The following is an 18482-nucleotide window of genomic DNA, read 5'->3' on the forward strand; positions in this document are numbered from 1 at the left end:
CGCAAAGCATGGCTGGTTTTTTCAAGAAGATATTTTCGTTCGGCAAGAAGGAAGTGGTCGAGGAGCGGGTCGACGAGACCGCCCCGCTGCCGCCGATCAAATGGGAAGCGCTCGAGGCGCTGAAACCGGCGGCTGAGCAAGTTGTTCCAGAGTTCCTGAAGCGCGAGGAACCCGAGGCGGAGGTCGCACCGGCAGTCGAGCCGGCACCACCTCCCGGGGTTGAGCCAGAGGCACCGCCTGCGACGCAACCGGCACCTGTCGAAGAACCGACACCGATCGTTCCTCCGGAGCCGGAAATCCAGCCAGAGCCGGCGCCTTTCGAGCAACCGCAGCCGCCCGAGCCGGAAGCGCCGGTAGAACAGCCGGTGCCGGAGGAAATCCCAGCTGCCCCTGCGGCGCCCGAGCCTGAACCCGAACCGCAGGAAATTCCGGAGCCCGCGCCGAAGCAGCCGGAAATCGTCCCGCCGCAGCCGGAGAGACAGCCGGAGCCAGCGCCTGTCGAGGTGCCGGCACCTGTTGAGCCTACCCCGGCCGAGCCGGAACCTGAAGCCCCGCCGGCGGAAATCCCGCCCCCCGTTCGCCAGCCTGCGCCGGCCGTGGCGCAGCCCGTTCTTGCCGAGATCGCACCCGAACCCCAGCCGATCCCGCCACCGGCGCCCCATCCTTCACCGGAGCCAAAACCCGCGCCCGGCAAGGTGACCGTCACCAAAAAGGTCGAGCAGAAGGCCGAACCCCAAAAAGCGCCGGAGCCGGCGCCGAGGCGCTCATGGTTCCAGCGCATGAAGGACGGGCTTGCCCGTTCTTCCAAAGAGCTGACGGGCAACATTGCCGGCGTCTTCACCAAGCGCAAGCTGGACGAGGACACGCTGCAGGATCTGGAAGACGTGCTGATCCGCGCCGACCTTGGCATGGAAACCGCCTTGCGCGTCACCGATGCGCTGGCTGCCAGCCGCTACGGCAAGGACGTCTCCGACGCAGAGGTCCGCGCCATCATGGCGACCGAAGTGGAGAAGGTGCTCACCCACGTCGCCATGCCGCTGGAGCTCGACCTCTCGCACAAGCCGCATGTCATCCTGGTCGTCGGCGTCAACGGCACGGGAAAAACCACCACCATCGGCAAGCTGGCGGCCAAGCTGACCGATGGCGGCCTGTCGGTGATGCTCGCCGCCGGCGACACGTTTCGCGCCGCAGCCATCGAGCAATTGAAAATCTGGGGCGAGCGGACGAAATCGCCCGTCATCGCCTCCAAGATCGGCGCCGACGCCGCCGGTCTCGCCTACGATGCTTTCGAGAAGGCCAGGGAGGCCGGCTCCGACGTGCTGATCATCGACACTGCCGGCCGGCTGCAGAACAAGACCGAACTGATGGCGGAGCTGGAAAAGATCGTCCGCGTGCTGGGCAAGCTCGACCCGGAGGCGCCGCATACGGTGTTGCAGACGGTCGACGCCACCACCGGCCAGAACGCTCTCAACCAGGTCGAGATCTTTCGCAACATCGCCGGCGTCAACGGCCTGGTGATGACCAAGCTGGACGGCACGGCGCGTGGCGGTATTCTGGTGGCCATCGCGGCAAAGCACAAATTGCCGGTCTATTTCATCGGCGTCGGCGAACAGGTCGACGACCTCGAACCTTTTTCAGCCAGCGAATTCGCCAGGGCGATCGCTGGTGTAGCGTAGCAGGTACGATCCCGGGAGCCGCAGGCTTTTGGACAAGATCATGCGTCAGAAGGAAATCATGAACCCGCCTATCCTCGAACGCGACCCGTCCGATCCGCAGAAGAAGAAGGAGAGCGTCAACCCGCTGCTCAAGCTGGTGCTGGAGCTCGGCCCGTTGATGGTGTTCTTCTTCGCCAATGCGCGCGGCGCCTGGCTGGTGCAGAAATTCCCTGTTCTGGCCGAATTCGGTGGACCGATCTTCGTCGCCACCGGCCTGTTCATGGCCGCCACCGCGATTGCGCTGATCGCGTCCTGGCTGCTGCTGCGCACCTTGCCGATCATGCCGATGGTGTCAGGCGTCGTCGTCCTCATCTTCGGTGCGCTGACGCTCTATCTGCAGGACGACATCTTCATCAAGATGAAGCCGACCATCGTCAACACTCTGTTCGGCGGCGTGCTGCTCGGCGGCCTGTTCTTCGGCAGGTCGCTGCTCGGCTACGTCTTCGATTCCGCCTTCAGCCTCGATGCCGAGGGCTGGCGCAAACTCACCTTCCGCTGGGGGTTGTTCTTCCTGTTCCTGGCCCTCGTCAACGAGATTGTCTGGCGGAATTTTTCCACCGACGCCTGGGTTACCTTCAAGGTCTGGGGCATCATGCCGATCACGCTTCTGTTCACCTTCAGCCAGATGCCGCTGATCTTGCGCCATTCGCTTGAAGACAAGACCGGAGAGGCCGGCAAGTAGGGAGAGGGTCATGGAATTCGTCACTTCGCGCGACGAGTTGAGGACGATCTACAAGACGCCGCGGCCGACCGACGGCTCCATCCGCAAGGAGCTGAAGGCGCTCGACGGCCACTGCCGCTCCTTCATCGGCAAGAGCCCGTTCGTGCTGATCGGCTCATCCGACGGCGCCGGCAATGCCGACGTGACGCCGAAAGGCGACAGGCCGGGCTTCGCCCTGGTGCTCGACGACAAAACCATCGCCATCCCCGACCGGCCCGGCAACAACCGGCTCGACACGCTGGAGAATATCCTGCTCAACCCCTCGATCGGGCTGCTGTTCCTCATTCCCGGCATGAACGAGACGCTGCGCGTCAATGGCGACGCCCGCATCACCGTCGATGCCGGCTTGCGCGAGCGGCTGGCGGTCGACGGCAAGGAACCGCAAAGCGTCGTCGTGGTCAGCGTCAAGGCCGCCTACATACATTGCGCCAAGGCCTTCATGCGTTCCGATCTGTGGAAGCCGGAGACCTGGTACGACCGCGCGACGCTGCCGACGCTGGGCCAGATCCTGCGCGACCAACTGGCGGTTTCCGATTCGGCCGAGGCGACCGACCGCTGGCTCGACGAGGAATACAAACAGACGATGTGGTAGGTTTGCGGACACGATTCGCTCGCATACGGCTCGCCTCCCTTGATCGAAATCCTCGCCCTCTCAGGCAGCCTGCGCGCCGCCTCCACCAATTCAGCGCTGGTCGCGGCGCTGGCACAAACCGCCCCGTCCGGCTGCCGTGTCAGCGTCTATGACGGGCTTGGCCGCTTGCCGATCTTTAACCCCGACGACGAAGGCGAACGGACGCCGCAGGAGGCTTCCCGGCTGATCGACGCCGTCACCCGCGCCGACGGTGTCATCATCTCCTGTCCGGAATATGCCCATGGCGTGCCGGGTGGCCTGAAGAACGCGCTCGACTGGCTGGTGTCGCGCGACGCCGCCGTCGCCAAGCCGGCCATGCTGGTGCACGCCTCGCCGCGCTCGCTGTTCGCCCGCACGGCGCTGGCCGAGATCATGCGGACGATGTCGTTTGCGCTTTTTGAGGAAGCGGTGTGCGAAATCGCTTTGCTCGGCAAGAAGCCGCCGGAGGTGGAAATGATCCTGAGGGAGGAAGCGAACCAGCGGGCGATGCGTGAAGCACTGAACGGCTTTGTAGGTTTTGTACGCGCAAACGCGCCTTCGTCATCCTAGGGCGAAGCAAGGAGCGTAGCGACGCGGCGCAGACCCTAGGATCCATGCCGTGACGCTAAGGCGTTGCAACGGTTACAGATTCGGCACCGCTGTGCTTGACGTTAGAGGTCACGGCATGGATCCTCGGGTCAAGCCCGAGGATGACGAAGGAAAGGGAGCGGCCGCACCCAAACGTGCCGGCGACCCTACCCCTTCCGCAACGTCTCGACATCCGTCTTGCCGACATACCAGTCGCGGGCGTTGACCTCCTCGAACACCACCCAGACATCGTTGTTACCCAGTCCAGTGGCATCCATGATCGCCGCCGTGACTTTTTTGGCGATATCCGCCTTCTTGCCGGCCGGGTCGGCGGCGATGACTTCCTTGACGATGCGGATGTTGACGAATGGCATGAAGTCCCTCCCATGGATCCCGTTTGACCGTCTCAAAAAGTCTTGGCGCCGTTGACCATGAGCCGCACCATGTAGAGCGAGGTGGTGCCGGCGATGTACAGGCAGTTCAGCTTGTTGCCACCGAACACGCAGTTGGCGGTGACTTCCGGCACCTTGACCTTGCCGATCAGCGTCCCGTCGGGGTCGTAGCAATGGATGCCGTCGGCAGCGCTGGTCCAGATACGCCCGTCCGCGTCGAGCCGGAAACCGTCGAACAGACCGGCCGTGCAGTCGGCAAAGACCTTGTCGCCAGACACCTTCTTGCCGCCCTTGCCGACATTGAACACCCGCATATGGGCGGGGTTCTTGGCGCCGTGCGTGCGGCCGGTGTCGACGACATAGAGCTTGCTCTCGTCGAGCGAGAAGGCGAGCCCGTTGGGCCTGACCATGTCGGTGATGACGGCTTCGACCTCACCCGTATCAGGGTCGACGCGGTAGACATGGCAGGCGCCGATCTCGCTCTCGGCCTTGTCGCCCTCATAGTCGGTGTCGATGCCGTAGCTCGGATCGGTGAACCAGATCGAGCCGTCGGATTTGACTACCGCGTCGTTCGGCGAGTTCAGCCTTTTGCCCTTCCATTTCGCGGCGATTGTGGTGACCGAGCCATCAAACTCGGTGCGGCTGACGCGGCGGCCGGAATGCTCGCAGGTGACCAGCCGGCCCTGCCGGTCGACGGTGTTGCCGTTGGAATTGCCGGATGGCTGACGGAAGACGCTGACATTGCCGTCGGTCTCGTCGTAGCGCAGCATGCGATTGTTGGGGATGTCGGACCAGACCACATAGCGCCCGGCGGCGAACCACGCAGGCCCTTCCGCCCACTGGCATCCCGTGAACAGCTTTTCCACTTGCGCGTTGGAATTGAACAGCCGCGCAAAACGCGGATCGAGAATTTCGTAATAGTCTGCGGCCGCCATGCTTTCCTCCGGGCACTACACAACGCGAGGGATCAAGCCAGCCCGTGGAACAGAAGGCAATGTGCGTACGCACAGTGCCATATAAAAAGGGCGGCCAGGACAGATCACTTGCCGGCCTGTTCCCTGCCCATGACGTTAGCGCCGCATTAACCGGCTATGCGCCCAGTGCAATGGTGCATTGCAACATCTTCTTTTTGCAACGCTACGTAACTATGTCATGCTTCGTATCGATCAAGGGAGGAATAACTGCCGCAGCAATGCGGCGCTGAAAGGAACCTTGCTATGATCATCGACAGCCTTATGACCCGCGCTCGTGCCAGCATTGCCAAGCGCAAGCACTACAACCGCCTCGTCGCCGAAATCGACAGCTTCTCCAGCCGCGACCTCGCCGACATGCGCGCCGACCGCTCGGAAATGCTCTACCAGGTCCACAAGCAGATCTACGGCTGAGCCGCACCACGTTCGTCATCCTCGGGCTCGAAGCCCGAGGTGCCGCATCAGTTCGGCGCCGCAAGCGCCTTCTCAATCTGCGGCAATAGCAGCGTCTGCGCCGAGTCTGGCGTCAGCGGGCCGACATGCTTGTAGGCAATCTTGCCGTCCTTGCCGATAACAAAAGTCTCCGGCACGCCGTAGACGCCCCAGTCGATCGCCGTGCGGCCCGCCTCGTCGACACCGATCGCCTGGAACGGATTGCCGAGATCGCCGAGAAACCGGCGAGCATTTTCCGGCTCGTCCTTGTAGTTCAGCGCGGCCATGACAAAACGCTTGTCCTGCGACAGCGCCAGCAGCACCGGATGCTCTTCCCGGCACGGCGCACACCATGACGCGAAAACGTTGACCAGCGTCACCTTGCCGGCGAACGATTTCGAGTCCAGTCCCGGCAGATTGATGCCTTCCAGCGCCGGCAGGTTGGTCTGCGGCGCCGGCAGGCCGATCAGCGCCGACGGCACTTCCGAAACATCGCGCCCGGACAAAAGCTGCGACAGGAACAACCCGGCCAGCCCGAGAAAAATCAGCAGCGGCAACAGCACGATCAGGCGGCGACCACGCGCTGGCGTTTCGTTTTCCATGCTCATGGCTTGGCCTTGTCGGAGCGTCGCCGCACGCCGGCGGCTTCCAGTTCGGCAAGATCGCGCTTGCGGCCGCGCTGGTCGATGAGGATCCAGCCGATCAGGCCGGCCAGCACGATGCCGGTGATCGCATAGGCGGCGGTGACGTAGAGGGCGTGCGCGCTCATGCGATCCCCTCCGCCAGCGCGCAGCCTTCCGATCCGCCCATTTCGCCTTGTTCGACCATGCCTTTCCTTAGCCTCGCGCCATCGGCTTCGCAATCGGCCGCCATGCCGCGGCCTTCAATCCGTCCCGTGCCGCAACGCCAGCGCCGCTGCCACCGGTCCCAGCACGGCAAGAAACAAGGTCAGCGCGGCGAGAATGAGGAAGGGCTGCAGGAACGGATCGGGATCCGCCACCGCGCCATAGCTGGCGGCGACGCCAAAGATCAGCACCGGAATGGTCAGCGGCAGCACCAGCACTGAGATCAGCAGCCCGCCGCGCGGCAGCGCCACCGCCACCGCGGCGCCGGCGGCACCGATGAAGGTGATGGCCGGCGTGCCGACCAGCAGGGTCAGCGCCGTGGCGCCGATGGCGACCGGCTCCATGTTCATGAACAGGCCGAGCAGGGGTGCTGCGATGACCAGCGGCAGCACGCTTCCTGCCCAATGCGCCAGGCATTTCATCAGCACCGTCAGCGCCAGCATGTGGCGGTCATTGCCGAGCACCAAGAGATCGAGCGAGCCGTCTTCGCGGTCGGCCTGGAACAGCCGATCGAGGCCGAGCAGGCAAGAGAGCAGCGCGCCGATCCACAGGATCGCCGGACCGATGCGGGCAAGCAGCTTCAGATCCGGCCCGACACCGAAGGGGATCGTCGCGATGACAGCGAGGAAGAAGATGACGCCGGTCAGCGCCCCGCCACCGGCGCGGATGTTGAGACGGATGTCGCGCAGGAAGAGGGACCACATTACGATGTGGTCCTCTGTTGAGGCAGGCGCTCCTTCACGCCCCCCTCTGGCCTGCCGGCCATCTCCCCCACAAGGGGGGAGATTGACGGTTTCGGCGCCCCGCACATCTTTGCGATATCGGTGATTGGCGAAAGCCGTGGCGACAACCGATCTCCCCCCTCGTGGGGGAGATGTCCGGCAGGACAGAGGGGGGCGCCGTCGAGTGCCGGCATCATCCAGCCTCCTCCATCCTCAACTCTATCGCCCCCTCGATCCCCAGCGGCAAATGCGTCGCCGCCACGATCATCCCACCATCCCTGCAATGCCTCGTCATCAACCCGGCAAACCGCGCCTCCGATGCCTTGTCCAATCCCGCTGTCGGCTCATCCAGCAGCCAAAGCGGCCGCCCGCTGACCAGCAATTTCGCTATCGCCGCACGCCGCCGCTGTCCGGTCGAGAGATAGCCGAACGGCAAATGGCCGATGCCGCCAAGCCCGACGATCTCCAGCGCCTCTTCGACGCTCGATAGGCCGTCGCCCGAAAAATCCCGCCAGAAGCGCAGGTTTTCCGTCACGCTCAGCGCCGTCTTCATCGCGTTGAGGTGGCCGAGATAGTGGCAGGCCGCGGCGACTGTCGGAAAATCTTCACTCCCGCCCTCGATCGACACACGGCCTTCCGCCACCGGCAGCAGGCCGGCGACGACCCGGAGCAGCGTCGATTTGCCCGAACCGTTCGGCCCGGTGACGATCAACGCCTGGCCTTGCGCAAGTGCGAAGTGGATGCCAGAAAACACCGTCTCGCCGCCGCGTTCCCCGCCCAGATTTTCGGCAACCAGCCGCATTCTTTCCCCTTCGCCGAACATCCGCGCGCGGCTTCGGTGCGCCGCAGCAAAAATGGCCAATCCGTGTCTAGAACTATTCCAGAAAATTCTCTATATCCGGGTCATCCGTGCCAGCGGTCGGCACGGGAACAGGAATTTGCGCCGAACCAGCGCACGCGCCGCCTTGAACGGCTCGGGTTGGCTGGGAACGGACAGCGGAAATGGCCGTACCCGCACCTTTGCGCGTGATTGCATGCCATCGGCGTCCGTTCCCTTTCAGGCTGAACAGACAAGGACGGACCGCACGTGTCAAAATCCCTCGATAGTTTCAACTGCCGCCGCACGCTGACCGCGAGCGGTACAGACTATGTCTACTACGACCTCATCGAGGCCGAGAAGAACGGCCTCACCGGCATTTCCCAGCTGCCCTATTCGATGAAGGTGCTGCTGGAAAACCTGCTGCGCAACGAGGACGGCCGCTCCGTCACCAAGGAATCGATCCAGGCGGTTGCCGGCTGGCTGACCGACAAGGGCACTGCCGGCGTCGAAATCGCCTACCGCCCGGCCCGCGTGCTGATGCAGGACTTCACCGGCGTTCCGGCCGTGGTCGACCTTGCCGCCATGCGCGACGCCATGGCCTCGCTCGGCGGCGACCCACAAAAGATCAATCCGTTGGTGCCGGTCGATCTCGTCATCGACCATTCGGTCATTGTCGACGAGTTCGGCACGCCGATGGCTTTTGCCCGCAATGTCGAGCTCGAATATGAGCGCAACGAGGAGCGCTATAAGTTCCTCAAATGGGGCCAGCAGGCGTTCCGCAATTTCCGCGTCGTGCCGCCCGGCACCGGCATCTGCCACCAGGTCAACCTCGAATATCTCGGCCAGGTCGTCTGGACCAACACCGAGGACGGCGAAACCACCGCCTATCCCGACACCTGCGTCGGCACCGATTCGCACACCACCATGATCAACGGCCTAGGCGTTCTCGGCTGGGGTGTCGGCGGCATCGAGGCCGAGGCGGCGATGCTCGGCCAGCCCGTCTCCATGCTGCTGCCGGAAGTCATCGGCTTCCGCCTCACCGGCAAGCTGAAGGAAGGTGTCACCGCCACCGACCTCGTGCTCACCGTCACCCAGATGCTGCGCAAGAAGGGCGTCGTCGGCAAGTTCGTCGAGTTCTTCGGCCCTGGCCTCTCCAACATGACGCTGGCCGACCGCGCCACCATCGGCAATATGGCGCCCGAATATGGCGCCACTTGCGGCTTCTTCCCGGTCGACGGCGAGACCATCCGCTACCTCACAATGTCGGGCCGCGAGGAAAGCCGCATCGCCCTCGTCGAGGCCTATGCCAAGGCGCAAGGCCTGTGGCGCGACACCGGCTCGGCCGACCCTGTCTTCACCGACCTGCTCGAGCTCGAGCTGGACAGCGTCGTGCCGTCGATGGCTGGCCCCAAGCGTCCGGAAGGCCGCGTTGCCCTGGAAGGCATTCCGGAAGGCTTCGCCAAGGCGATGGAGACCGAATACAAGAAGGCCGCCGAGATTCACAAGCGCTACGCTGTCGAAGGCACCAGCCACGATCTTGGTCATGGCGACGTCGTCATCGCCGCCATCACCTCCTGCACCAACACCTCCAACCCGAGCGTGCTGATCGGCGCCGGCCTTCTGGCGCGCAACGCCAACCGGCTCGGCCTCAAGCAGAAGCCGTGGGTGAAAACCTCGCTGGCGCCGGGCAGCCAGGTAGTTGCCGAATATCTGGAGAAATCCGGCCTGCAGAAGGAGCTCGACCAGATCGGCTTCAACCTGGTCGGCTTCGGCTGCACCACTTGCATCGGCAATTCCGGCCCGCTGCCGGCGCCGATCTCGAAAACCATCAACGACAAGGGCCTGATTGCTGCCGCGGTGCTCTCCGGCAACCGCAACTTCGAGGGTCGCGTCTCCCCCGACGTGCAGGCGAATTACCTGGCCTCGCCGCCGCTGGTCGTCGCGCACGCGCTGGCCGGAACGGTGACCAAGGACCTGACGTCAGAGCCGCTCGGCGAAGACAAGAACGGCAACCCGGTCTACTTGAGGGATATCTGGCCGAGCTCGGCCGAGATCCAGGAGTTCATCGAGAAGAACGTCACGCGCGAGCTGTTTGCCCGCAAATATGCCGACGTCTTCAAGGGCGACGAGTACTGGCAGAACGTCAAGGCGCCGGAAGGCCAGACCTATGCCTGGGACGACAACTCGACCTATGTGCAGAACCCGCCCTATTTCGCCGGCATGACCGCAGGCTTCGGCAAGATCGGCGACATCAAGGGCGCCCGCGTGCTTGGCCTGTTCGGCGACAAGATCACCACCGACCACATCTCGCCGGCGGGGTCGATCAAGGCGGCGTCTCCGGCCGGCAAATACCTGACCGACCATGGCGTCGGCGTGGCCGACTTCAACCAGTACGGCACGCGCCGCGGCAACCACGAGGTGATGATGCGCGGCACCTTCGCCAACATCCGCATCCGCAACCACATGCTGGGCGAGAATGGCCGCGAAGGCGGCTACACCATCCACTACCCCAGCAAGGAAGAGACGTCGATCTACGACGCCGCCATGGAATACAAGAAGGAAGGCGTGCCGCTGGTCATCTTCGCCGGCGTCGAATACGGCAACGGCTCGTCACGCGACTGGGCGGCCAAGGGCACCAATCTCCTCGGCGTCCGCGCCGTCATCGCCCAGTCTTTCGAGCGCATCCACCGCTCGAACCTGGTCGGCATGGGCGTCATCCCCTTCGTCTTCGAGGAAGGGACGTCATGGGCCACGCTCAACCTCAAGGGCGACGAAATCGTCGAGATCGATGGCTTGAGTGCCATCAAGCCGCGCCAGACCATGACCGCCAAGGTGACCTATGGCGACGGCACGGTGAAAAACGTGCCGATCATCTGCCGCATCGATACGCTGGACGAGCTCGACTACTTCAAGAACGGCGGCATCTTGCAGTACGTGCTGCGCGATCTGGCGGCTTAGGGAATAGGGGTTAGGCAGTAGGGAATAGAGCCCCTACTGCCTACTGCCTACTGCCTACTGCCTACTGCCTACTGCCTACTGCCTACTTTCGGCGCCCCATACCGCGCCGCCGCCGCCAGCAGCACGCCGAGCATCAGCCCGTTGAAGATGTGCCACAGGAAATGCGTGCCGAGCGGAAAGCTCGTGCAGACCAGCGGATCGGCCATCCGACAGATAACCGAGACGACAAAGATCGCCGCGCCGGCCAGAGTGTAGCGGCCGGTGCTGCTGCCGCTCGCCACCGTCCACAGGCCGAAGAAGACAAGCGCCAGGAAGGGCGGCAGATAGCCTGTCGTGCCGTTCGCGGCTTGGTGCAGCCAGTCCGGCACGGCCCAAGTCAGCAGGCCGGCAACGGCATAGAAGGCGAAGAAGACGGGAACCGCCCTGCTCCATTCCATGCCGAGGAAGCGACGCAGGTTGAACAGCGTGTAAGCCAGCGTGAGGCCGGCGATGGGCAGCACGTCGGCCCAGATCGTCGCCCGGACGGCCAAGGTATGGAACAGCGTCGAGCCGATGCCGATCGCCACCACCCACCAGGCCAGCACCTCGGCGAACGTGCCGGTGCCGCGCCGCCGCACTTCCCGCACACCCCACAGACCGGCGGCAAGAAAAGCAAGATTGGTCAAAGCATTGGCTGGTTCGGCCCAAAGTTCCGGCCCGGTCCGTTCGCAATAGAGATCGACCGGCGTCAGGAGAGTTTGCCACATACCGCTGATGCTGCCCTCGAATCGAACCACGCCGTGAAGTGCAGGCCCATCCTCCTATTGCGGTGCAGCCTGCCGCTGCAACGGCAAAATTTCACCGCAACGTGACTTCCCGTTGACTGTCGCTTCTGCCACATATTTCAGCAACCAGAACAAGGCCGGCAGCACCGGCGGGAAATCGGAACGACCATGGCCTTCAACAGACAATTGCGGCTTGCGGCGTTGGCGCTGGCCTTTTCGGCGCTTGCCGGAACCGGGCTTGCCGCCGAGAGCGACAGACCCTTGGGCGTGGTCGAGCTTTTCACCAGCCAGGGCTGCAGTTCCTGTCCGCCGGCCGACGCGTTCTTTGCCGAGCTTGCCGCCAAGGAAGACATCGTCGCGCTCGCCTATCATGTCGATTACTGGGATTATCTCGGCTGGCAGGACACGTTGAGCCGCAAGGAAAATACCGAGCGCCAGTACGACTATATGCGCGCCTTCGGCAACCGTTCGGTCTACACGCCGCAAGCCGTCATCAACGGCCGCAGCCACGTCAACGGCGCCAGCCGCAAGGAAGTCGATGGCGCGCTCGCCCGCATGGAGCGTATCGGCGAAGGCATGCGGGTCGGCATCAAGGTCAGCCAGACCAGCGACCGCGTCATGATCGACGCCGGCGAAGCCGGCAACGGCCCCCGCGACGCCCATGTCGTCATCGTCTATTTCGACCCGCCGCAGACGATCGACATCGGCAAGGGCGAAAACAGCGGCCGCAGCATGACCTACTGGAACGCCGTCTCCGGCATCCAGACCGCCGGCATGTGGCACGGCAAGGCGCAGCGCTACGAATTGCCGATGAGCGAGATCTCCAAGAAGGGCGGCTGCGCGGTGTTGCTGCAGTCGGTCGGCAAGGACGGCATGCCCGGGCCGATCCTGGGGGCAGCGTTTATACATAAGCCTTGAGATAGAGCGCCGAAACGACCCGTGCCTTCGTCATCCTGGGGCGAAGCAGGAGCGAAGCTCCGTCGCGGAGACCCCGGGATCCATGCCGCGACATAGGCCACACGTGAAAGCGGTCCAGAAATAGGGGAGCGGCCTGCTTAGGCTATCCTGAAGCACCAGCTGACCAGCCTGACAGGGAGCATGCTTCGACAAACGTCCCGGCATGGATCCTCGGGTCTGCGCGTCCGCTTCGCTTCCGCTCCGCCCGCGGATGACGACGTCGCGGTTGCGCGAGGTTCACCCAATAAAAAACCGACGTCAGCTTGCTTCTGACGTCGGTCATTTAGTTTTGGGATCGTCGCACCCGATTTTCCCTTGGGAAAACCGAGGTTGGTTCGATCCGACGCAGACCCGTGGGCGGGGGGCTTGGGGTTTACGAGCCGGTGCCGGACCGAACCGTCTCAGGCAACGCCGGTAAACTCGTCGGACATTGGGGCATGAGCGCGGATAAAAAAAGGCAGAAATGTGGCGAAGGATCACCAATTCCATCAGCGCGTTTCACAAAAGTGACTGGACGTGACGGAAACAGCGCGGCTGCGGGATGCTTAGCCGGGTCTTGCAATTCGGCGACGAACACGCCAACTTTGGCTTGCAAGATTCATTTTGAAGGATCGAGGCATGACCGATCGCGGCAGTGGGGCGGAGGATGGGGACGCATCCGCAATATTGATCCCGTTGCATGAGGCAAGACGCGAGCGCCTCGACCAGCCGGTTCGCTTCGACCGGCGCGAGCTGGACCAGATACTCAGACTTTACGGACGCATGGTCGCCGCCAATGAATGGCGCGACTACGCCATCGACCAGCTTTCCGACCGCGCCGTCTTTTCGGTGTTCCGCCGCACCAGCGAGGTACCACTGTTCCAAATCGTCAAGGACCCGCAGCTGGCGCGCCGGCAAGGCGCCTTCGCCGTCATCGCCGCCGGCGGCCGCATCCTCAAGCGCGGCCAGGAACTTGGCCGCGTGCTTGGCGTCTTCGACCCCAAGCTGAAGATTGTTGAGGCCTAAACTCTTATTTCTGCTGACGAAATTTCCGCTCGGGCAGTGAGTCGGGATCGGGCGGCACCTGCGCCCCGCCATTCAACGACAGCTGCATGAACACGGTGTCCAGCCAGCGTTCGTGCTTGTAGCCGGAGCCTTCCAGACGCCCCGAATGGCGAAAGCCGAGCTTTTCGTGCAGCCGCACCGAGGCGCTGTCCGCGTGGCCGTCGCCGATGACAGCGACGATCTGGCGAAAGCCCGCCGCCCGGGCTGCCTCGATCAGCGCCTGCATCAGCTTGAGCCCGACGCCCTGTCCCTTGGCTTCGGGCGCGACATAGACGGAATCCTCGACGATGAAGCGATAGGCCGGGCGCGGCCGGAAGGCGCCGGCATAGGCATAGCCGAGCATCGCGCCGTCCTTCTCCGCCACCAGATAGGGAAAGCCGCCTGCTGTCAGGCTATCGAATCGCGTGCCCATCTCGGCGCGGCTCGGCGGCTCCAGCTCGTAGCTCGCCGTGCCATGAGCCACCGCATCGGCATAGATTTCCGTGATCCGGTCGAGGTCGGCGGCAATTGCGGCGCGTATCGTGATGCTGCTCATAATTTATGCAAATTGTTAATCTGCCTGCCATAACAGCAAAAGCCGGCACAAAAGAAAAGGGCGGCCGTTGGGCCGCCCTTCCGGAACTCAATGGTCCAGTTGCCTGGATGGGGCCGACTAGCGGCGGTCGCCCATGAACTGCAGCAGGAATGTGAACAGGTTGATGAAGTCCAGGTAGAGCTTCAGCGCGCCCATGATCGCCTTGCGGCCGACGACATCGGTGGCGTCACCCTCGTAATACATCTCCTTGATGCTCTGGGTGTCATAGGCAGTGAAACCGGCGAAGATCAGTACGCCGATTGCCGAGATAGCGAAGGTCATCGCCGACGAAGCCAGGAAGATGTTGATCACCATCGCGACAATCAACCCGATGAGGCCCATGTAGAGAAACGAACCAAGCCCGGAAAGGTCGCGCTTGGTCGTATAGCCGTAGAGCGAGAGCGCTCCGAAGCCGGCTGCGGTGGCGAAGAAGGTCTGCGAGATGCTGGCGGACGTATAGATCAGGAAGATCGACGACAGCGACAGACCAATCAGGCCGGCAAAGACCCAGAACGTCGTTTGCAGCGCCGAAACGCTCATCGATTGCATGCGAGCTTGCATGAAAAACACGACGGCCAGCGGGGCGAAGATGACCACCCACTTCAGCGGCGAGGCGTAGATCGCAACGCCGAAAGAGGTCAGCATCTCACCACTCCGCAGCGTGGCAACCGCAGACGCCGGGTCGGCAGTGGTGGCCAGCATGATCGTACCGACTGCGACAAGGCCGGTGATGAGGAGGCCAAGCCCCATCAGATTGTAGACCTTGATCATGTAGGCGCGCAGGCCCTGGTCGATGCCTGCGTCAACGCGGGCGCCGGGCACGGCGCGCGTCTGGTAGTTGCGAAGGGGTTCAGCCATGAGAGTCCTCTATTGCTTCTGCCCCGTCCGGTGTCAGGCCCATTTGAGCCCAGGCGCCGCTGGCGGGGCTCCAGCATGCCTGTGGCGAAATATGATGGTTCTTGGCGCCAAGAACAAGGCCGTAACCGGATGCAATGCTTCGTGAAGCAACTGAAGCTCGGTTTACCGCCCGTCTGAGGCCCAACATTACCAAGATTTAACCAAATACCGCCGTCAGCACTAGAGATTGCGCAGCACAGGCGCCGCCTTGTGGCCCAGCACTCGCCACGTCCCGGCAAGGCCGATGCCGACCGTGATCACCAGCGCAAAGACGATTGTGGCCACCGCCACTTCGGGCATGAAATGCGACGGCAGCGTCATGATGCGCGCGACGACGAACCACGCCGCGACCCCGCCCGCGGCCAGCGCGAAGATGGCAGTGGCAAGCCCGATCAGCATGTATTCCAGCGAAAAGGCCGCGATCAGCGTTTTCCTGGTTGCGCCCAGCGTCTTCAGCACCACGGCGTCATGGATGCGGGCCCGGTTGCCGGCGGCAAGCGCGCCGGCCAGCACCAGCACCGAGGCAAACAGCGCCACGCCGGCCGCCGCCCTGATCGCCGTGCCGAGCTGCGCCACCAGCCGGTTGACGATGTCGAGCGCGTCCTTGACCCTGACCGTCGTTACCGCCGGGAAGGCGCGGGTGACGGCATTGAGCAGGCGGGCATCGTCGGCCGCCGAAGTGTTCTTCTCGGTCAGCGTCGCCAGCCAGCCATGCGGTGCCCCGGCAAAAGTGTTGGGCGAGAACACCATGACGAAGTTGATGCCCATCGTCTCCCATTCGACCTGGCGGAAATTGGCAATCCGCGCCGTCACATTGCGTCCGAGCACATTGACGGTGATGGTGTCGCCGAGCTTCAGCCCGATCTCTCTGCCCTCTTCGGCCGAAAACGAAACCAGCGGCTCGCCGGCATAATTGTCCGGCCACCAGGTGCCTTCGGTGAGTGTCGCGTTGGCAGGCTGTTTCGCCTCATAGGTCAGGCCGCGGTCGCCGCGCAGCACCCAGGCGCCTTCGGGCGGAACGTTGACCTTGCCGACATCGACGCCGTTCAGCGCCATCACCCGGCCGCGCAGCATCGGCACCTTGAGCAGCGCGCCTTGAGGCGCTTGCCTGCCGATCAGCGTCGAGAAGGCATCGACGTCATTGCTCTGGATGTCGACGAAGAAAAAGTTCGGCGCTCGTTCCGGCAGGCTGCCGGAGATCTGCCGCCGCAGATTGCCGTCGATCAGCGCCAATGTCACCAAAAGCGTCAGCCCGAGGCCCAGCGACAGCACCACCGACGGGGTCAGCGCGCCTGGCCGATGGATGTTGCCGATCGCCAGCCTGAGCGCCACGGAGCGAACGCGCGGGCTTCTTTTCGCCGTCCATTGCACCAGCCCACCAACCAGGCGCAGCACCAGGAAGGCAAAAATGGTGGCGCCGACGAAGATCGAGGCGATGCGGCGGTCGCCGGAAAACAGGATGGCCAGCGCCGCCAAGGCCAGCGCGATGCCGACCGCAGCCACGACATAGGGCAGGCGCGGAAAGCCGCGACCCTCAAACCCCATTTCGCGAAACAGCGCCGTTGCTGGCACATCGCGGGCGCGGCCGAGCGGCAAAAGCGCGAAGGCCAGCGTCACCAAAAGCCCGAACAGCGCGGCAAGAGCCAGCGCACCGGGATAGAATCCGCCCTCGGCCGGCACCGGAATGACCTGATACAAGGCAGCGCTGGCCGCGAACGGCATCAGCGCGCCAAGCACAAGGCCAAGCACGATGCCGAGCCCGGCGATCATCAGGATCTGCACGAGATAAACGGTGAAGACGAAGCCGCCGGAAGCCCCCAGGCTCTTGAAGGTGGCGATGACGCCGCGCTTGCCGTCAAGATAGGCGCGCACCGCGTTGGCCACGCCGACACCGCCGACCACCAGCGCCGTCAGCCCGACCAGGGTCAGGAATTGCGAGAAGCGCTCGATGTTGGACGACAGCGCCGGTGCGGCGTTGGAGCGCGTGCGGATCGACCAGCCGACCTCGGGAAAGTCTTTTGCCGCCTGATCCTGAATGCTTTTAATATCGGCCTCGCTGGCCCCGGCCGGCAGGCGCACCTTGTAGGCATTCTCGACCAGGCTGCCCGGCTGGATCAGGCCGGAGGCGGCAAGCCCCTCAGTCGACACCATCAGCCGCGGCGCGAAGCCGAAACCGTCGGACACCGCGTCCGGCTCGGTGACAAGCCGGGCGCGCAATTCGAATGTGGCGCTGCCGAGTTTTAGCCGGTCGCCGATCTTCACATTCAGCCGATCGAACAGAAGGTCCGGTGCGGCGGCGCCGAACACGCCGGATTTTTCGCCGAACAAATCCTGTTTCGACAGAGGCGGCGCTGTCGCCAGCGCGCCATAGAGCGGATAGGCATCGTCGACCGCCTTGGCCTCGACCAGCGACTGGTCGGAACCGTCCTCGAGCCGCGCCATCGAGCGCATGTTGGCGCTGCGCGAAACCGCGCCCAGCCCATCGAGGAAGCTGCGCTCGGTCTGGCTGGTGTCGCGCTGGTTGATCTGGAAACGCAGATCGCCGCCAAGCAGCGTCTGGCCCTGGTTGGCGACGCCTGATGTGATCGCCTGCGCCACCGAATTGACGCCGCCGATGGCCGCGACGCCAAGCGCGATGCAGGCCAGGAAGATCATGAAGCCGGACAACCCGCCGCGCATCTCGCGCAGCGAGAAGCGGAAGGCGAGCCTCAATGTCCGCGACAACGGCATCAGGCCGGCACCTTGGCCGGTGCCGGCGCCTCGATCCGCCCGGAGCGCATCGAAACCTGGCGCGAACAGCGCGCGGCCAGCGCCGGGTCGTGGGTGACCAGCACCAGCGTCATGCCCCGCTCGGCCGCCTTGGCGAACAAAAGGTCGGCAACCTGCCGTCCCGTCGCCTGGTCGAGATTGCCGGTCGGCTCGTCGGCGATCAGAAGGCGCGGCGACGGCGCCAGCGCCCGGGCGATGGCCACGCGCTGCTGTTCGCCGCCGGACAGCTCGCCCGGATAATGGGTGACGCGATCGCTGAGGCCTACGGCTGCCAACTCCCGCGCGGCCACCCCGAACGGATCGGCATGGCCGGCCAGCTCCAGCGGCACCGCGACATTCTCGAGCGCCGTCATGTTGGGGATGAGATGAAAGGACTGGAAGACGATGCCAATGTTTCGCCCACGAAACGATGCAATCTGGTCCTCGCTTTTTCCATTCAGCAGTTCGCCAGCGATTCGTACCGTACCCGAATCGACCCTTTCCAGCCCTGCCAGAACCATCAGCAGTGTCGACTTGCCGGACCCCGAGGGACCGACGATGCCGGTCGCCTCGCCCTCGGCCACGTCGAGACTGACGCTCTTCAGCACATGGACGGAGGACGCACCTTCGCCGAGCGTCAGCGATACGTCTTTCAGCGCGATGACGGCTTCTGTCAAAATGAAAGCGTCCTATATGGGAGGATGAAGGCTCTGCTTGTCGGGCC

General features: G+C 63.8%; 19 protein-coding genes. 8 read left to right on the forward strand and 11 right to left on the reverse strand.

Going from position 1 to position 18482, the window contains the following annotated elements; genetic code table 11:
* The first annotated feature begins 8 nt into the window (after positions 1-8).
* Genes ftsY through AC1DX6_RS00230 form a run of 4 tightly spaced genes read left to right on the forward strand, consistent with a single transcriptional unit; the run spans position 9 to position 3616 of the window.
* Positions 9-1676: a signal recognition particle-docking protein FtsY gene (gene ftsY, locus AC1DX6_RS00215; protein WP_477310074.1), complete on the forward strand. Its 1668-nt coding sequence runs from the start codon at positions 9-11 to the stop codon at positions 1674-1676.
* A 58-nt stretch (positions 1677-1734) separates the two neighbouring features.
* Positions 1735-2397 carry a septation protein A gene (locus tag AC1DX6_RS00220; protein WP_477311867.1) on the forward strand — a complete coding sequence of 221 codons (663 nt, stop codon included), beginning with the start codon at positions 1735-1737 and terminating at the stop codon, positions 2395-2397.
* 10 nt (positions 2398-2407) lie between these two features.
* Complete coding sequence (locus AC1DX6_RS00225) at positions 2408-3028, forward strand: pyridoxamine 5'-phosphate oxidase family protein (protein ID WP_477310076.1); 621 nt, start codon at positions 2408-2410, stop codon at positions 3026-3028.
* A 39-nt stretch (positions 3029-3067) separates the two neighbouring features.
* Positions 3068-3616: an NADPH-dependent FMN reductase gene (locus AC1DX6_RS00230; RefSeq protein WP_477310078.1), complete on the forward strand. Its 549-nt coding sequence runs from the start codon at positions 3068-3070 to the stop codon at positions 3614-3616.
* Positions 3617-3801: 185 nt separating this feature from the next.
* Here AC1DX6_RS00230 and AC1DX6_RS00235 read toward each other — a convergent pair whose 3' ends face one another.
* The gene (locus AC1DX6_RS00235) at positions 3802-4008 is read right to left on the reverse strand and encodes a tautomerase family protein (protein WP_202352214.1); all 207 of its coding nucleotides are present in this window, start codon (positions 4006-4008) and stop codon (positions 3802-3804) included.
* Positions 4009-4040: 32 nt separating this feature from the next.
* Complete coding sequence (locus AC1DX6_RS00240) at positions 4041-4961, reverse strand: SMP-30/gluconolactonase/LRE family protein (RefSeq protein ID WP_477310080.1); 921 nt, start codon at positions 4959-4961, stop codon at positions 4041-4043.
* Positions 4962-5243: 282 nt separating this feature from the next.
* Here AC1DX6_RS00240 and AC1DX6_RS00245 point away from each other — a divergent pair, with 282 nt between their 5' ends.
* Entirely contained in the window at positions 5244-5411 is a 168-nt protein-coding gene (locus AC1DX6_RS00245; RefSeq protein WP_477249514.1) for a hypothetical protein, read from the forward strand.
* Between the two features lie 47 nt (positions 5412-5458).
* Here AC1DX6_RS00245 and AC1DX6_RS00250 read toward each other — a convergent pair whose 3' ends face one another.
* The 4 genes from AC1DX6_RS00250 to ccmA all read right to left on the reverse strand — a co-directional run bounded on the left by AC1DX6_RS00250 (position 5459) and on the right by ccmA (position 7798).
* Positions 5459-6037, reverse strand: a complete 579-nt coding sequence (locus tag AC1DX6_RS00250; protein WP_477310082.1) for a DsbE family thiol:disulfide interchange protein — start codon at positions 6035-6037, stop codon at positions 5459-5461.
* Positions 6034-6198 carry a heme exporter protein CcmD gene (ccmD, locus tag AC1DX6_RS00255; RefSeq protein WP_477310084.1) on the reverse strand — a complete coding sequence of 55 codons (165 nt, stop codon included), beginning with the start codon at positions 6196-6198 and terminating at the stop codon, positions 6034-6036. The genes AC1DX6_RS00250 and ccmD overlap by 4 nt, the downstream gene beginning before the upstream one ends.
* 114 nt (positions 6199-6312) lie before the next feature.
* The gene (ccmB, locus tag AC1DX6_RS00260; RefSeq protein WP_477310086.1) at positions 6313-6978 is read right to left on the reverse strand and encodes a heme exporter protein CcmB; all 666 of its coding nucleotides are present in this window, start codon (positions 6976-6978) and stop codon (positions 6313-6315) included.
* A 211-nt stretch (positions 6979-7189) separates the two neighbouring features.
* Entirely contained in the window at positions 7190-7798 is a 609-nt protein-coding gene (gene ccmA, locus AC1DX6_RS00265) for a heme ABC exporter ATP-binding protein CcmA (protein ID WP_477310088.1), read from the reverse strand.
* A gap of 285 nt (positions 7799-8083) precedes the next feature.
* Between ccmA and acnA the strand changes: the two genes are divergently transcribed.
* A complete protein-coding gene (gene acnA / locus AC1DX6_RS00270) occupies positions 8084-10774 on the forward strand; it encodes an aconitate hydratase AcnA (protein WP_477310090.1) in 2691 nt (896 codons plus the stop codon).
* Between the two features lie 68 nt (positions 10775-10842).
* On the opposite strand, the gene AC1DX6_RS00275 is transcribed toward acnA, so the two are convergent.
* Entirely contained in the window at positions 10843-11520 is a 678-nt protein-coding gene (locus tag AC1DX6_RS00275) for a ceramidase domain-containing protein (RefSeq protein ID WP_477310092.1), read from the reverse strand.
* Positions 11521-11706: 186 nt separating this feature from the next.
* On the opposite strand from AC1DX6_RS00275, the gene AC1DX6_RS00280 reads away from it, so the two are divergent.
* A complete protein-coding gene (locus AC1DX6_RS00280) occupies positions 11707-12456 on the forward strand; it encodes a DUF1223 domain-containing protein (protein WP_477310094.1) in 750 nt (249 codons plus the stop codon).
* 657 nt (positions 12457-13113) lie between these two features.
* Positions 13114-13500, forward strand: coding sequence for a DUF2794 domain-containing protein (locus AC1DX6_RS00285; RefSeq protein WP_477310096.1), 387 nt, complete (start codon positions 13114-13116; stop codon positions 13498-13500).
* 4 nt (positions 13501-13504) lie between these two features.
* On the opposite strand, the gene AC1DX6_RS00290 is transcribed toward AC1DX6_RS00285, so the two are convergent.
* From AC1DX6_RS00290 to AC1DX6_RS00305, 4 genes are all read right to left on the reverse strand, one after another.
* Complete coding sequence (locus AC1DX6_RS00290) at positions 13505-14074, reverse strand: N-acetyltransferase family protein (RefSeq protein ID WP_477310098.1); 570 nt, start codon at positions 14072-14074, stop codon at positions 13505-13507.
* A gap of 117 nt (positions 14075-14191) precedes the next feature.
* Positions 14192-14971, reverse strand: a complete 780-nt coding sequence (locus tag AC1DX6_RS00295; RefSeq protein WP_477310100.1) for a Bax inhibitor-1/YccA family protein — start codon at positions 14969-14971, stop codon at positions 14192-14194.
* Positions 14972-15190: 219 nt separating this feature from the next.
* A complete protein-coding gene (locus AC1DX6_RS00300; RefSeq protein WP_477310102.1) occupies positions 15191-17740 on the reverse strand; it encodes an ABC transporter permease in 2550 nt (849 codons plus the stop codon).
* Positions 17740-18435, reverse strand: a complete 696-nt coding sequence (locus AC1DX6_RS00305; protein WP_477310104.1) for an ABC transporter ATP-binding protein — start codon at positions 18433-18435, stop codon at positions 17740-17742. Before AC1DX6_RS00305 ends, AC1DX6_RS00300 begins: the two co-directional genes overlap by 1 nt.
* Positions 18436-18482 lie beyond the last annotated feature (47 nt).

The organism is Mesorhizobium sp. P2_C4 (genome assembly GCF_056404575.1).

What these genes read in the sequence shown, in the direction of transcription:
- ftsY (WP_477310074.1), top strand. Translation starts at nt 9, where the DNA reads ATGGCTGGTTTTTTCAAGAAGATATTTTCGTTCGGCAAGAAGGAAGTG.
- AC1DX6_RS00220 (WP_477311867.1), top strand. Translation starts at nt 1,735, where the DNA reads ATGAACCCGCCTATCCTCGAACGCGACCCGTCCGATCCGCAGAAGAAG.
- AC1DX6_RS00225 (WP_477310076.1), top strand. Translation starts at nt 2,408, where the DNA reads ATGGAATTCGTCACTTCGCGCGACGAGTTGAGGACGATCTACAAGACG.
- AC1DX6_RS00235 (WP_202352214.1), bottom strand. Translation starts at nt 4,008, where the DNA reads ATGCCATTCGTCAACATCCGCATCGTCAAGGAAGTCATCGCCGCCGAC.
- AC1DX6_RS00240 (WP_477310080.1), bottom strand. Translation starts at nt 4,961, where the DNA reads ATGGCGGCCGCAGACTATTACGAAATTCTCGATCCGCGTTTTGCGCGG.
- AC1DX6_RS00245 (WP_477249514.1), top strand. Translation starts at nt 5,244, where the DNA reads ATGATCATCGACAGCCTTATGACCCGCGCTCGTGCCAGCATTGCCAAG.
- AC1DX6_RS00250 (WP_477310082.1), bottom strand. Translation starts at nt 6,037, where the DNA reads ATGAGCATGGAAAACGAAACGCCAGCGCGTGGTCGCCGCCTGATCGTG.
- ccmD (WP_477310084.1), bottom strand. Translation starts at nt 6,198, where the DNA reads ATGAGCGCGCACGCCCTCTACGTCACCGCCGCCTATGCGATCACCGGC.
- ccmB (WP_477310086.1), bottom strand. Translation starts at nt 6,978, where the DNA reads ATGTGGTCCCTCTTCCTGCGCGACATCCGTCTCAACATCCGCGCCGGT.
- ccmA (WP_477310088.1), bottom strand. Translation starts at nt 7,798, where the DNA reads ATGCGGCTGGTTGCCGAAAATCTGGGCGGGGAACGCGGCGGCGAGACG.
- AC1DX6_RS00275 (WP_477310092.1), bottom strand. Translation starts at nt 11,520, where the DNA reads ATGTGGCAAACTCTCCTGACGCCGGTCGATCTCTATTGCGAACGGACC.
- AC1DX6_RS00280 (WP_477310094.1), top strand. Translation starts at nt 11,707, where the DNA reads ATGGCCTTCAACAGACAATTGCGGCTTGCGGCGTTGGCGCTGGCCTTT.
- AC1DX6_RS00285 (WP_477310096.1), top strand. Translation starts at nt 13,114, where the DNA reads ATGACCGATCGCGGCAGTGGGGCGGAGGATGGGGACGCATCCGCAATA.
- AC1DX6_RS00290 (WP_477310098.1), bottom strand. Translation starts at nt 14,074, where the DNA reads ATGAGCAGCATCACGATACGCGCCGCAATTGCCGCCGACCTCGACCGG.
- AC1DX6_RS00295 (WP_477310100.1), bottom strand. Translation starts at nt 14,971, where the DNA reads ATGGCTGAACCCCTTCGCAACTACCAGACGCGCGCCGTGCCCGGCGCC.
- AC1DX6_RS00300 (WP_477310102.1), bottom strand. Translation starts at nt 17,740, where the DNA reads ATGCCGTTGTCGCGGACATTGAGGCTCGCCTTCCGCTTCTCGCTGCGC.